Here is a 13,331-nt window from a genome sequence, read left to right as displayed (position 1 = left end):
CGGAAGGCCCGCTAGCCCGGCGGCCAGTGCAGGGTGCGGCCCGCGAGCAGGTGCAGGTGGATGTGGAACACCGTCTGGCCCGCGTCGCGCTGGGTGTTCATCACCACGCGGTAGCCCGTGTCCGCGAAGCCCCGCTCGCGCGCCACCTTCGCCGCGCCGATGTAGAGGCTGCCCACCAGCTCCCGGTCCTCCGCCGTGATGTCGTTCACCGTGGCGATGTGCTTGCGCGGGATGAACAGCACGTGGGTGGGGGCCTGGGGGTTGATGTCCTCGAAGGCCAGGCAGTTTTCGTCCTGGTAGACGACCTTCGCCGGGATGAGGCCATCGCGAATCTTGCAGAAGAGGCAGTCGGATTCGGGCATGGCCGTGGCTTACCAACCCGACGGGAGGGCCGGAAGGGTCTTTCAGGCCCGAACTGTCCCGCTCAGGGCAGTCGCCACGAATAGCCGGGGTCCGGCGTGCAGTCCGCCACGGGCAGCTTCACCAGCGCCAGCGGGCCGTCCTGGAGCAGCAGCGTGCCCGGGCCCTCGAAGCCCGCCACGGTGATGACGTGGCTGAACTGGCGGGAGTCCCGCCCGGGGCCATTGTGGGGATACAGCGGCACCTTCCGGTGGAAGTAGCTGTAGCCCCCCGTCCACGCCAGGTGCAGCGCCTCCACCTTGAGGCCGCACACGTCGTCGAGCCGGCCCGCCGCCAGCAGCAGCCGGTTGACCGGGCCCTGGTCGCCCCAGGCGCTGGCCCTGGGGCGCACGCGTTCGTACTGGCCCACGTCGCCGAAGGTGAGCGCCCCCGCGCCCGCGCCGGACACCCCCGCCGCCACCACCACCGCCCCCGTGACGAGGGCCCGCGCCGGAGCGCCGCGCAGCAGCCGCAGGCCGGAGTCCAGCCCCACGCCCGCGAGCGCCGCGAACAGGGGCAGCACCGGCACCAGGAAGCGCAGCTCCTTGTGCGGCTGACACGCGTGCAGCAGGAAGAAGGCCGCGGCCAGGAAGGACAGCCCCCACGCCCGGGGCACGGCCAGCACCGCCAGCGCGGCCGTGAGGACGGTCAGCACCGGCATCGCCGTGCGCAGGACGCGCGGGTAGTACTCGAAGGGCTCCGTGCCCCACACGGCCGCCTTGCCCTGCACCACGTTGAAGTCCAGGTAGACGATGGCCGAGTGGAACCACCGCCCCCAGGTGAGCCGGTCCAGCAGGCCAAAGGCCAGCGCCCACCCGGACAGCACCGCCAGCGCCACGCCCGCCTGCCGCCACTGGCGCCGGCAGAGGAGCACCGCCATCAGGCCCACGCAGAAGACGCCGTTCTGAAGCCGCAGCAGCACCGCCAGCCCCAGCAGGGACGCCCCGGTGATGAGCGCGCGCCGGGACGCGGCCTTCGGCAGCGCCAGGGACAGGCCCAGCACCACCGGCAGCACGGAGGCGTTCTCGCTCATGGCCCGGGGCGCGAAGTACAGCGGCACCGACGCCAGGGCGAACAGGGCGGCCCCGCCGGAGGCCGCCAGGGTGGAGGCCCCGGACACACGGGCCAGCCGCCACGTGGCCCACGCCGTCGCCGTGCCCACCAGGGCGAAGAAGCCCTTCACCCACCCCAGGTAGCCGGCAGGGTCCGTCAGCCCCAACAGCCGCCCCAGCCCCAGCACCCCCGCCACCAGCGCCGGCAGGGCCCAGTTCCGGGCCCCCTGGACGAACTCCCAGGCGACCAGGCCGTAGCCGTAGACCAGGCGGTGGGCGGGCTCCAGGCTCTGGTAGACCTCGTCCGGCCAGTAGATGCCGTCGTCGTGGAGCGCCCAGTACAGGCGGAAGGCCGCGCCCAGGACGAGCACGCCCCCCAGCAGGAAGAGGCCCAGCCGGCGCTCGAACGGAGCTTCGGGGATGGCTTCGGCCTGTCCCCCAGGGGCGGCTGTAGGGGAGGCGGGGGGGACGGCGGACACGGTGCGGTTCACCTCCGGAGGCCGGTGGGTGATATCCAGGTCCCGACGATGAAATCCATTCGCATCTCCCAGCTCCTCGAGGACCAGGGCCACGACCTGCGGCTGACCCTGATGGCGGGCACCCAGGGGCTGACTCGCACGGTGGACTCCTCGCGCATCCAGAAGCCGGGCCTGGCGCTGGCGGGCTTCACCGAGCACCTCCACCCGCACCGCGTCCAGGTCTTCGGCAACACCGAAATCTCCTACCTGGCCACCCTGCCGGAGGACGCGCAGCACGCGTCGCTGGCCAAGCTCTTCAGCGAAGAGGACCTGGCGTGCGTGGTGGTCACCAAGGCGCTGGACGTGCCGCGTGCACTGGTGGACGCCTGCGAGGCGGCGGGCCTGTCGCTGATGAAGACGCCGCTGCTCTCCAGCGAGTTCATCCAGCGGGTGCAGAGCTTCCTGGAGGACGCGCTCACGGAGTCCAGCAGCCTGCACGGCGTGCTGATGGACGTCTTCGGCGTGGGCATCCTGCTGCTGGGCAAGAGCGGCATCGGCAAGAGTGAAATCGCCCTGGACCTGGTGATGCGCGGCCACCGGCTGGTGGCGGACGACATCGTGGACGTCACCCGGCGCAAGGGGGCCGTCTACGGCGCGGGCAATCCGGTCATCAAGCACCACATGGAGATTCGCGGACTGGGCATCATCAACATCAAGGACCTCTTCGGAGTGTCCGCCGTCCGGGAACAGAAGAAGATTGAGCTTGTGATCGAGCTGCAGGAATGGGATCCGCACCAGGAGTACGACCGGCTGGGCGTGGAGGACAAGCACCTGCAGATCGTTGGCGTGGACATCCCCCTGTCGGTCGTCCCGGTGCGTCCTGGACGCAACATGGCCACCATCGTGGAGGTGGCCGCGCGCAACCAGCTGTTGAAGCTTCAGGGCCACCATTCGGCGCGAGAGTTCGCCGAGCGACTCAATCGAGCCATCGCCCAGGGGGCGATGCGCCGCACCTTGGGAGAAGAGGTCGAGTGACCGCCCCCGCGAAGCAGATCATCATCATCACCGGCATGTCAGGTTCCGGTAAGTCCACCGCCATCCGCGCGCTGGAGGACGCCGGCTTCTTCTGCATCGACAACCTGCCGGTGCTCCTCCTGCCCAAGCTCACGGAGCTCGCGGGAGGCGGCAACATCGAGCGCATGGCGCTGGTCATCGACGCGCGCGAGGGTGTCTTCCTCAAGGACGCGCCGCGCGTGCTCGCGGAGGTGCGCCGCGCGGGCCACCAGGTGGACGTGCTCTTCCTGGACGCCAGCGACGACAGCCTCATGCGCCGCTTCAGCGAGACGCGCCGCCGCCACCCGCTGGCCCCGGATGGCACGGTGGCCGAGGGCATCCACCGGGAGCGCGAGGCGCTGAAGGACCTGCGGGAGCTGGCCGACCAGGTCATCGACTCGTCGGCGCTCAACGTGCACGACCTGAAGCGCATGGTGCAGGGGCGCTTCAGCCCGGAGCCCACGACGGGGCCCAGCCTGTCCATCATGTCCTTCGGCTACCGGTACGGCGTGCCGCCGCAGGCGGACCTGGTCTTCGACGTGCGCTTCCTGCCGAACCCGTACTTCGTGCCGGAGCTCAAGGGGCTCACGGGCAAGAACCCGAAGGTGTCCGGGTACGTGCTGGAGCGCGAGGAGACGCAAGCGTTCCTCGAGAAGGTCGTGGACCTCTGCCGGTTCCTGTTCCCCCGCTACCAGAAGGAGGGCAAGGCGTACCTCACGGTGGCGCTGGGGTGCACGGGCGGCAAGCACCGCTCGGTGGCGCTGGCGGCGGAGATGGTGCGCCGGCTGTCCGCGGACTACGGCCGCGTGCAGCTGTGGGACCGCGACATCGAGAAGGAGTAGCCCGGCTCTGTCAGTGCCGGGTGTCCGTGACGGGCGTGAAGCGCGCGCCCGTGACGCCTTCCTTCTCCAGGGCCTCCTTCACGACCTCGGAGACGACGAGGGTGACGGGCCAGCCCCAGGGGCGGAACACGCGGGCGCGGCCCACCTGGTTGGGGTCGATTCGCAGGCCCCGGACGGAGCGGTACTGGCCCACGCGCGAGGGGAGGCCGTCGCCGGGGCCATAGCGGTGGACCTCCAGGCAGGCGGGCTCGTCCACGCAGCGGATGAGGCGCGTGGCGACGACGAGGAAGTACGGCTCCGGCTGTCCCTCGATGTCCACGGGGATGAGCTGCACGTCCTCCGGCGCCAGGCGCGCGAACACGGCGGCGACGCGCGGGTGCACCACGGGGGTGAGGCCCGCGCCAGCGAGGCTGAAGTCCAGCGGGGCGGCCCTCTGCTCGTTGGGGATGTGGAGGGGGCCGGGCGGATTGACGGGGCGCCCGGCGGTGAACATCCACACGTCGCCCACCTCCTTGTCCTCCAGGTCCAGCGGGTCGCCGGGTTCCCAGCGGCCGGGGGCGCGGAAGTCGTCGTGCAGGTCGTAGAAGCGCGGGGTGGTGACGCCGGCGCGGCGGGACGTCTTGCGGTTGCTGACGTGCGGGGCGGCCCCATGCGCGACGATGCGGACGGCCGGGCGGCGCGGGCGGCTGGTGCGGACCGGAGGCGAGGCCTCCTCCGCGACCGACGCGCGCGAGCGCCGGGGCGAGGCGACGGTGGGTTCGGTACCGCCGGGCAGACTCTGCCGGTCCGGGGGGCTGCTTTCGGAGGGGCGGTGCCACAGCCGTCGCAGCGCGTTGGTGAGACGCCTGAACATCAAGCGATGTTACCCAAGCGCCTGCTGGAGGGGAGCCCCTCCTGTGAGCTTCCTCGCCCGTTCTCAAGGCAGGCCGGCAGCCGTACCGGTTTCCAGGGAGGAGGGGGCTTCCCAGGGACCGTTTCCACCGTGGCCGGGCCGTGACGGGCCATGCCATGGTCCGCGCCCATGACGACGCCGAGCCCGAAGTCCGAAGCCCCGGCCACGCCGGAAGCCGTGTTCGCCAGCCTGCTCCAGAAGCTGGGGGAAGCGGGCCGGGCACCGTCCGGAGCGGCCGCAGCGCCGGGGACGCCGGAGGCACTGGCCGCGGCCCTGTTCGACGTCGCGGGCAGGACGGGCGTGGCGATGTTCTCCGTCTGGGCGGCGGATGACACGGACAGCGTCACGGACGAGGACGACGAAGCCCGAGCGGAGACGGGCGCCCGGGTGATCAACGCGGGCATCACGCTGTTCTTCATCGAGAAGGACACGCCGGGCACGGTGGGCCTGCTGGGCGCGGAGCGGGTGCCGGTGCGTCAGCCCATGGCGTACGAGCTGTACCGGCCGCTGGGGAAGGCGCTGACGGCACATGCGAAGCGGGGCGCGGATCCGGTGATGCCGGACCGGGGCCACGTGGCCTTCCCGGTGGGCGCGGCGGACCCGGACCTCGAGTTCCGCGTGTCGTTCCGCGAAGACGAACTGGGCACCTGGACCACGGCGCTGGCCCGGGACCGCGAGGCACGCCAAGCGTACCCGAGCATCTCCAGCCTCCCGCTGTCCGCGGAAGCGTCGGAGTTCCTCAAGGGGCACTTCAACCGCCTGGACAAGACGCTGTTCAACGGCCAGGTGGTGCTGCTCACGGGAGCCTCCAGCACGGGCCGCAGCACGACCCTGCGAGCCGTGATGGACGCGCTGCCCGACAACGTGCACGCGCTGGCGGCGGTGGAGGAGCCGAAGGGCGGACCGGGAGGAGCCATCGGCGTCGTGAAGGTGGGAGGGGAGCTGAAGCTGGTGCAGGCGCTGCGCTCATTCCTGCGGCAGGACCCGGACCTCGTCTTCGCGGACGAGGTGCGCACGCTGGAGGACATGCAGATGCTCTGCAACGCGGCGTTCACGGGACACGCGGCCATCGCCGTCCTGGAGGCGAAGACCCCCGAGGAGGGCTACGCCTGGCTGACGGAAGCCATGCCCGGGGTTCCGGTCCACTCGCTCATCGTGCACCACACGCGCGACGCGGCGACGGGCGCCCTTGGGATGTCGCTCCACGAGACGAAGCCCAAGGAGGACGGCAACACGCTGCACGTCGTCCCGTGGACACCGGGAAACTGAACAGGGCTTCCGGACCATGCCAATGCCGCCGCACAAAGTGGGGATCGTGGTTGAGCAGGGCTTCGGAGACCGGGTGGCTGAGCTGGCTCGCGTCTTTCACGTCTGGGTCGTTGAATCGCGCGAGAACACTCCCGTCATCCAAGGCGTCTGGAAGAGCGGCCTGGTGGATGCGGCAGCCGATCCTCTCGCGGTGGGCGTCACGTCATTCGCCGCGATCGAGGGAGAATCTCCTGAGGCGATGTGTGCCAGGATCGCCAGTGCCGTGGACGAGCACCATGGTGAGTTCGCACATGATCCCCCGTGGTCCGAAATCGAGGTCTTAGGGGTCAAGCTGACTTCAACCTTGCGGCAAGTCTTCGAAGAACTCGGAGCAACGGTCTGTACTCCGACTCCGGAGGGGTTCGTCAGTCGGCGGCACGGCAGTAATGAGGATTTCGATTCAGCGTGATGCCGGATGCCTGGAGTCGCGGCTGACGGGCTTGTTCAGCTTGCGCATCACCCGCGTCTTCCTGACGCGCTGGGGCGCGGTCTTCGTGGGCTTGGGCTCTGGGAAGATGGTCCCGAGAGTATCCATCGGAACGCTGTACTCGAAGCGGAACTGAGGCCCCGCGACCAGGGGCCTCCACCCCGCCGCGAGTGCACGCCGGATCATGTCGCGAACTTGGCCAGGAGTGACGGCCGTCTGATGCGGGTAGATCCAGTTGTCCGGGCGGCTGACGCGAAGGTCGACCACGAGCACGCACCGGGGGGCGTCCTCGCTGGCCTGGATCGCCAGGAGCATGGGCGTGTCGCGGACTCCCTGGGAGTGCGTGGGCTTCTTCCGGATGCGCCAGTCGTAATGGGTCTCACCGAAGCGAACCCGGCGGGTGCCCTTCTTGGGAAGAGTCATGTCGCGCGAGCCTCCCGAATCGCGGTCAGCTGCCTCATGCCCCAGCGCAACGGAACGCTCCCATCCGAGCGTCGCAGCGGTTCCACGGCCTGAATGAACGGAGGCCTTGAGCGATGCCTGTGCCGCCGGAGACAAGCGGTCCGCGTCATACGTCGTGAGCAGTGACTCCCAGACCTCGCTCGGCGACCCATCGCCCTGCACGGAGAGGGACCGCACCGTGACGTCCACGAAGCCCGCGGCGAAGAGTGTCCGCAGTCCATCCACGGAGCGGCCCCGAGCATCGCCCAGCCGCGTGGGAGGAACCTCCGCCGCGCTCTTCATGAGTCCGGCGAACACCTCCAGCGCATTCCCTGGCACCAGGTCTCCGCCCACGACGATGGACACCCGTCCGCCCGGCTTCAGCACACGCCGCAGCTCCGCGAGCACGGTGTCCACATCGTCCATCAGCATGAGCGCCAGGTGGCTCAACACGACATCGACGCTGGCGTCCCCGAACGGAAGCGACTGGGCCCGTCCCTGAACCAGCGTCGCAGCGCCGTTCAACCGCGCCCGTGCCGCGACAAGCTCGTGCTCGCTCATGTCGAGCCCCAGCAGCGACAACCCGGGCTGCTTCCTTCGAGCCAGCAGCTCCAGGAGGTATCCATCTCCACAAGCGAGGTCGAGCACCGCCAGGGGCCGCGCATCGTGAGGCACGACCGCCTCCAGCAGTGCATAGCTCGAAGGCGCCGTCTCACCCTCGACTTCGACCGGAGCGGAAGCGAACCACTTCGAAGTCACGCCCGCGAGGCGCGCATGGAAGTCGAGCAGGTACGACTCGGAAGGGGAGGGCATGTGGACCTCTTCAGCGCCGGGGCTTCTTCTGTCCCGCGTTCGTGGCTTCGGCGTTGAGCGCCAGCACGGAGTACAGGTTCATCGTGTAGACGCTGTTCTCCGGCTCCAGGTCCGAGGCCTTCTGGAAGAACGCACTGGCGCGTTCGTAATCGCGCTGGTGGTTCAGGAGGATCATCCCCATGCGGTTGTAGAGCGGCGCGGGCTTTGGCAGGAGCCCGATGCTGCGCTCCAGCAGGTCCAGCGCCTCCGCCAGCTTCCCCGCCTGCTCCAGCCGCACCACGCGCTGGAGCACCTCCTCCTGCGCGTCCTCCTTCCTGGCCACCGGAGCCGGCGCCACGGGAGGCGGCTTCGACGTCAGCGCCGAGGCCAGCGAGACCGAAGGCATCGGCGCCTGTGTCTTGGCCCCCGGAGCACGGGCCGCCACCGCCTTCGCGGCCGGAGGCACGGTCTTCGGCTCACTCCGCCCGAACGCGGGCGCGCCATCTCCCGTGAACGCCGCGTCCGCCGACGCCAGCGTGCCCACCAGCTTCGTCACGCCGCGCTCGGACAGCGACTCGAACACCGCGCGCAGCTCCAATTCCGTCACCTTCGTGATGAGCGCCATGTCCGACAGCGCCGTGCGCCCGTCCACGAACGACAGCACGTACGCCTCGAACGGGCTCAGCGGCCGGTTCACCAGGTCCAGCCCCGCGACAATGACCGGCCGCACCGGCGGCCCCTTCGCCTTCGGCTGGGCCTGCGCCTGGAACGTCACCACCCGCGTCGCCTCCTGCTGCGGCGGACGGGGCACGCCGCGCGCTCCCGTCTGCTCCGGGCTCGTGAGCAGCGCGCGCACCAGCGACACGTTGTCCCGGGGCGGCAGGTCCTCCACGCTCCTCACGAGCAGCAGCTCACAGCGCGCGCACTGGAAGTCCCCCGGCTTGCACGACGCGCCACAGTGCGGACACACCAGGTCCTCCGGCGGGTGCTCGAAGGCGTGCGCGTCCGCGTAGTAGTGCTTCCGGATGGCCGCGCGGATGGACCTGCGCACCGCCACGAACGGCAGCACCTGCGCCACGCCCACCGTCTTCGCGATCTCCTCCAACGCCCGCTGCCGCTGCGGCTCGGAGATGGCCACGTACAGCGCGTCCTGCACCAGCCGCAGCGGCATGAAGTCGAAGCCCTCCGCCAGCCGCACCGGCACCTTCTCCAGAAGGCCCGCGTCCACCTTCGCCTGCGCCAGCTTCTCCGTGGACACGAAGCGCGTCTTCAACTCCTGCGCGAGCAGCCGCAACACCGGCGTCTCGTCCACGCCCAGCCGCACCAGGCACTCGCCCAGCTTCAGCCCCGTCTCCTTCTGCCGCGCGAGCGCCCGGGACAGCACCTCCGGCGTCAGCACTCCATCCAGGATCAACTGCTCCCCGAGCTTGCGCGTCATGCCCCCGATTCAAGGACGCCCGGGCCCACCCCGTCCACCGGCATCCACGCCACCTACACCCCTTTCCCACACGTCCTGTTGCGAATGTGTACGAACAACACTAAGATGGTGTCCAGGTTACACAAACCAGACGCAGCAGGTGAGGGGGATGCGCGGATGTTCATCGGGTACATGAAGTCAACGCCGACCACGTACGTGATGCAGTACCGGGACGGCGAGGTGGTCCGGGAGGGCGCGGGCCTGTCGTTCCTCTATTGGAAGCCCGCGACGACGCTGGTGGCGGTGCCCCTGTCCAGCTCGGACGTCCCGTTCGCCTTCAACGAGGTCACCCGCGACTTCCAGCCGGTGACGATTCAAGGGCAGCTGACGTACCGCGTGGAGGACCCGCGGCGGCTCGCGGGGCTCTTGGACTACTCCATCACCCCGGGCGGGCGTCACCGCTCCGACGACCCGGAGAAGCTGGCGGACCGGCTGGTGCAGGCCGCGCAGGTGCGCGCCCGCGCGGTGGTGCAGTCGCTGAGCCTGCGCGAGGTGCTGGTGCAGTCCGACCTCCTGGAGGCCCGGGTGCTCGCGGCGCTGGCGGAGGCTGAATCCGTGAAGGCGCTGGGCGTGCACGTGATGGCCTTCTCCGTGCTCTCCATCCAGCCCACGCCGGAGATGGCGCGAGCCCTGGAGGCCGCCGCGCGCGAAGGGCTCCAGCGTGAAGCGGACGAGGCCATCTACGCCCGCCGCAACGCGGCCGTGGAGCAGGAGCGCCGCATCAAGGAGAGCGAGCTGGCCACGGAGCTGGTGGTGGAGGAGCGCCAGCGCCAGATTCGCGAGGCGAAGATGGCCGCGGACATCGCGGTGGAGGAGCAGCGCGCCGCCCTCATGGAGCGCTGGGTCCAGAACGAGCGCCAGTCCGCGGACGCGCGAGCGTACACCCTGGAGAAGACGCTGGAGCCGGTGAAGAACGTGGATTGGAAGACGCTGCTGGCCACGTCCGCCAACGGCGGCGACCCCGCGCTCCACATCGCCCTGGCCTTCCGCGAGATGGGCGAGAACGCGGAGCGCATCGGCGAGCTCAACGTGTCGCCGGACCTGCTGCGCTCCCTGCTGCCCCCGGACGTGAACGCGGGACCCCGCTCGGGCCCCAAGCCGAACAAGCCCGGCCGCGCGGACGTCCAGCACTTCGACCGCTGAAGGCCTGGTGAAGGAGGCTCGCCATGTTCGAGAAGGTCGTCCTCGTCACGCGCAAGACGCGGCTGGCGGACCTGGTGGTCCGCTTCAACACGAAGAAGCAGGCGAAGTTCTACGTGGAGCACAACGGCCAGGACTTCCACGGCTTCGAGGCGGAGGACGACGCCTACCGCCGCGCCGTGGATGGCCTCCGCTCGCAGCTGGACGTGGGGCTGCCGGTGCAGCAGGTGGACCGCTCGCTCGTGCCCACCTTCCTCTTCACCGGCAAGGAGGTGGTGGTGGCGGTGGGGCAGGACGGGCTCGTCGCCAACGTGGCCAAGTACGTGGGCAGCCAGCCGCTCGTGGGCGTCAACCCGGACCCGGACCGCTTCGACGGCGTGCTCCTGCCCTTCCTCCCACGCGACGCCCGGGGCGCCGTGCAGCGGACCCTGGACGGCCGCGCGCGGATGCGCCAGGTGCAACTGGCGGAGGCGCGGCTCCAGGACGGCCAGCGGCTGCTCGCCTTCAACGACCTGTTCATCGGCGCGCGCACGCACGTGTCCGCCCGCTACCAGGTCCGCTACGGCGGCAAGGAGGAGTTGCAGTCCTCCAGCGGCGTGCTCGTGTCCACGGGCGCGGGCTCCAGCGGGTGGCTGTCGTCCGTGTTCGCGCTCGCGCAGGGGCTCACCCGCTGCACGGGCGGCACGCCGGGGAAGCCCTGGACGCTCGGCTGGGAGGACGCGCGGCTCGCCTTCGTCGTGCGCGAGCCCTTCGTCAGCCGTCACTCCGGCGCGGACATCGTCGGCGGCTTCGTCACCGCCCAGGCGGAGCTGGTGCTCGAGTCCCGCATGCCCCAGGGCGGCGTCATCTTCAGCGACGGCATGGAGGAGGACTTCCTCACCTTCGGCGCCGGTGCCACCGCCCGCATCCGGCCCGCCGAGCAGAGGGCTCGCCTGGTCGTCCACTGAGACACCGCACCCGATGCGACAGGTCCCCAGAATCCAGCAGACCCCGAGTACCGATGGACCTCGCGGGCGCTCCCGGGATTCCCGGGTGATACAGCCGCTCCCATGCGACGGGACGGTCGCCTTCCTACCCACCGAGCGGGGGCGCCGGACTCGCCCCGCGGGGCACGCACCGTGGGGCGGCACCGCGCATCTCCTAGAGCGTGGGGAGACCGCGCCCGGCTCCCCGTCCGGCAGACGACACCGTGTCCCTTCCCCGGACCTGAAATTCCAGGCATGGTGGGCGCAGTCGCCTTACCTTCGAAGCGAAGTCGTTGGGGCAGCGGTTCCCAGGTGCAGGCGGAAAGCTTCACCGGAGTTGCGTCCGGTCGTTGATGAGCGTAGGACGCAAATTCTCCCGGGAAGTGGCTCAGGGGTGATCAATGGTCGGCCTCGTCATCGCATCGCACGGGCGTCTCGCGGATGAGCTTGTCTCTACCGCTGAACAGATCGTGGGCAAGCTGCCCGCCGTGGCCACCTGCAACATTGAGCCGGGGGCTCCCGTCGAGGACCTCCGCGCCAAGATGAAGCAGGCGGTGAAGGCCGTGGATGAAGGGGACGGCGTCATCATCATGGCCGACCTCTTCGGAGGGACCCCCTGTAAGGAATCGCTGATGATGTGTCAGCGGATGAATCTGGAAGTCCTGGCCGGCGTCAATCTGCCCATGCTGCTGAAGGCCAACTCGCTCCGTTCGGAGCAGATGGCCCTGTCGGACATGGCCAACCAGCTGGCGTCGTACGGCCAGCGCAACATCACCTGTGCATCCGCCCTGCTTCGCGAGGCCCAGCAGCAGCCGCGAACTTGACGGACCCGTACGGGTCGGCGATTCGAGACTGCCGTGATCACCCTGGTCCGCGTCGACAACCGCCTCATCCATGGTCAGGTGGTCGAAGCCTGGCTCCCCCACCTCAAGGTGTCCCGAGTGGTGGTGGCGGACGATGAGGCGGCCTCCAGTCCCCTCATCCGTGCCGCCATGGCGCTCGCCGTGCAGAGCGCCATCGAGGTGCAGATCCTCCCCCTCGCCCAGGTGGACTTCGCCGCCCTGTCCAAGGACGGGGTGCGCACGCTGGTGCTCCTGAGGGACGTCGCCTCCGTGCCCTTCGCCTTCCAGCACGGGCTGGCCATGGACCAGCTCAACCTGGGCAACGTGCACTTCGGCACCGGCCGCCGGCAGGTGTCGCCGTCCGTCTTCCTGGCGGAAGGGGAGCTCCAGGCCCTCCAGCAACTGTCCGCGCAGGGCGTGCGCGTGGAGGCGCGCGCCGTGCCCGCGGAGAAGTCCGTGGACCTGCCGGATTTGACCGAGCGCTGGTCGAAGGCCGGGTGAGCCGGTGAACGTCGGCTGGACCCAGGTGGCGCTCGCGTGTCTCTGGGGGGGCCTGGTGGCCGTGGAGCGCAAGGCGTTCCTCCAGGCCATGCTGTCCCGGCCCCTGGTGGCCGCCACGTTCATGGGCGCCCTCCTGGGCGACGTGGGCGGGGGCCTGTCCGTCGGCATGCTGCTGGAGCTGTTCTACCTGGGCACCGCCAACCTGGGCGCCTCCCTGCCTGAGAACGACACGCTCGCGGCCACCGGCACCGCCGCCGCAGCGGCCACCCTCACCGCCGCCACCGGCGCGGGCTCCACGCCGGCCATCTGGTCGCTGGCCGTGCTGCTCTTCATCGGGCTGGGGCGGGTGGGGCGGAGGCTGGACCGGCTGCTGGAGGGCTACTCCGCCCGGCTCGCGCGCGTGGCGCTGGCGTCCGCGGAAGCCGGCAACCTCAACCGCGCCATGCGGCAGAACCTGTGGGGCATGTGGCCGCACTTCCTGTCCTACGGCGCCATCACCGGCGCGTGCGCGATGGCCGGCTACTTCCTGGAGCCGCTGATGGTGGCGCTGCCGCACGGGATGGTGCGGGGGCTGGCGTGGGCGTACCCGGCCATGGCGTCCGTGGCGGCGGCCATCGCCGCGCAGTCCAGCCACGCGAAGCGCGCCCCCCTGTACGCGGGCCTGGCCGCGGCGGCCGTCACCGCGGCGGTGGTGCTGGTGCAACTGCAGGAGCAGCGGCCTTGAGCACCACGCCCACGTCCA

The 13,331-nt window shown here is 70.2% G+C and carries 14 protein-coding genes; 9 read left to right on the top strand and 5 right to left on the bottom strand.

What is annotated here, in order from left to right; translation table 11 throughout:
- Positions 1–11: 11 nt before the first annotated feature.
- Together ACX114_RS35625 and ACX114_RS35620 are read right to left on the bottom strand one after the other, a co-directional pair.
- Positions 12–362, bottom strand: a complete 351-nt coding sequence (locus ACX114_RS35625; protein WP_120593045.1) for a histidine triad nucleotide-binding protein — start codon at positions 360–362, stop codon at positions 12–14.
- Between the two features lie 62 nt (positions 363–424).
- Positions 425–1,930, bottom strand: coding sequence for a glycosyltransferase family protein (locus ACX114_RS35620; RefSeq protein WP_459291807.1), 1,506 nt, complete (start codon positions 1,928–1,930; stop codon positions 425–427).
- A gap of 48 nt (positions 1,931–1,978) precedes the next feature.
- Between ACX114_RS35620 and hprK the strand changes: the two genes are divergently transcribed.
- Both hprK and rapZ read left to right on the top strand, forming a co-directional pair.
- On the top strand, positions 1,979–2,944 hold the full coding sequence (gene hprK, locus ACX114_RS35615; RefSeq protein ID WP_459291805.1) for an HPr(Ser) kinase/phosphatase: 966 nt from the start codon (positions 1,979–1,981) through the stop codon (positions 2,942–2,944).
- The gene (gene rapZ / locus ACX114_RS35610) at positions 2,941–3,804 is read left to right on the top strand and encodes an RNase adapter RapZ (protein ID WP_459291803.1); all 864 of its coding nucleotides are present in this window, start codon (positions 2,941–2,943) and stop codon (positions 3,802–3,804) included. Before hprK ends, rapZ begins: the two co-directional genes overlap by 4 nt.
- Before the next feature lie 10 nt (positions 3,805–3,814).
- On the opposite strand, the gene ACX114_RS35605 is transcribed toward rapZ, so the two are convergent.
- Positions 3,815–4,657 carry an imm11 family protein gene (locus ACX114_RS35605; RefSeq protein WP_459291801.1) on the bottom strand — a complete coding sequence of 281 codons (843 nt, stop codon included), beginning with the start codon at positions 4,655–4,657 and terminating at the stop codon, positions 3,815–3,817.
- Positions 4,658–4,825: 168 nt separating this feature from the next.
- Here ACX114_RS35605 and ACX114_RS35600 point away from each other — a divergent pair, with 168 nt between their 5' ends.
- Both ACX114_RS35600 and ACX114_RS35595 read left to right on the top strand, forming a co-directional pair.
- The gene (locus ACX114_RS35600; RefSeq protein ID WP_459291799.1) at positions 4,826–5,965 is read left to right on the top strand and encodes an ATPase, T2SS/T4P/T4SS family; all 1,140 of its coding nucleotides are present in this window, start codon (positions 4,826–4,828) and stop codon (positions 5,963–5,965) included.
- Between the two features lie 16 nt (positions 5,966–5,981).
- Positions 5,982–6,413, top strand: a complete 432-nt coding sequence (locus ACX114_RS35595) for a hypothetical protein (protein WP_459291797.1) — start codon at positions 5,982–5,984, stop codon at positions 6,411–6,413.
- On the opposite strand, the gene ACX114_RS35590 is transcribed toward ACX114_RS35595, so the two are convergent.
- Together ACX114_RS35590 and ACX114_RS35585 are read right to left on the bottom strand one after the other, a co-directional pair.
- A complete protein-coding gene (locus ACX114_RS35590; protein WP_459291795.1) occupies positions 6,405–7,685 on the bottom strand; it encodes a class I SAM-dependent methyltransferase in 1,281 nt (426 codons plus the stop codon). The genes ACX114_RS35595 and ACX114_RS35590 overlap by 9 nt on opposite strands.
- A gap of 10 nt (positions 7,686–7,695) precedes the next feature.
- On the bottom strand, positions 7,696–9,102 hold the full coding sequence (locus tag ACX114_RS35585; protein WP_459291793.1) for a tetratricopeptide repeat protein: 1,407 nt from the start codon (positions 9,100–9,102) through the stop codon (positions 7,696–7,698).
- Between the two features lie 156 nt (positions 9,103–9,258).
- Between ACX114_RS35585 and ACX114_RS35580 the strand changes: the two genes are divergently transcribed.
- The 5 genes from ACX114_RS35580 to ACX114_RS35560 all read left to right on the top strand — a co-directional run bounded on the left by ACX114_RS35580 (position 9,259) and on the right by ACX114_RS35560 (position 13,313).
- Positions 9,259–10,284 carry an SPFH domain-containing protein gene (locus ACX114_RS35580; RefSeq protein WP_459291791.1) on the top strand — a complete coding sequence of 342 codons (1,026 nt, stop codon included), beginning with the start codon at positions 9,259–9,261 and terminating at the stop codon, positions 10,282–10,284.
- Between the two features lie 23 nt (positions 10,285–10,307).
- On the top strand, positions 10,308–11,228 hold the full coding sequence (locus ACX114_RS35575; RefSeq protein WP_459291789.1) for a diacylglycerol kinase catalytic domain-containing protein: 921 nt from the start codon (positions 10,308–10,310) through the stop codon (positions 11,226–11,228).
- A 419-nt stretch (positions 11,229–11,647) separates the two neighbouring features.
- Positions 11,648–12,070 (top strand): PTS sugar transporter subunit IIA, encoded by a 423-nt coding sequence (locus ACX114_RS35570; protein WP_014399911.1) that lies wholly within the window; start codon positions 11,648–11,650, stop codon positions 12,068–12,070.
- A gap of 33 nt (positions 12,071–12,103) precedes the next feature.
- A complete protein-coding gene (locus ACX114_RS35565; protein WP_207055026.1) occupies positions 12,104–12,589 on the top strand; it encodes a PTS sugar transporter subunit IIB in 486 nt (161 codons plus the stop codon).
- Between the two features lie 4 nt (positions 12,590–12,593).
- On the top strand, positions 12,594–13,313 hold the full coding sequence (locus ACX114_RS35560; protein ID WP_459291786.1) for a PTS sugar transporter subunit IIC: 720 nt from the start codon (positions 12,594–12,596) through the stop codon (positions 13,311–13,313).
- Positions 13,314–13,331 lie beyond the last annotated feature (18 nt).

It is taken from the genome of Corallococcus sp. M7, assembly GCF_054512695.1.
Note: the sequence above shows the minus strand (reverse complement) of the source record. Positions and strands in the feature narration are given on the sequence as shown.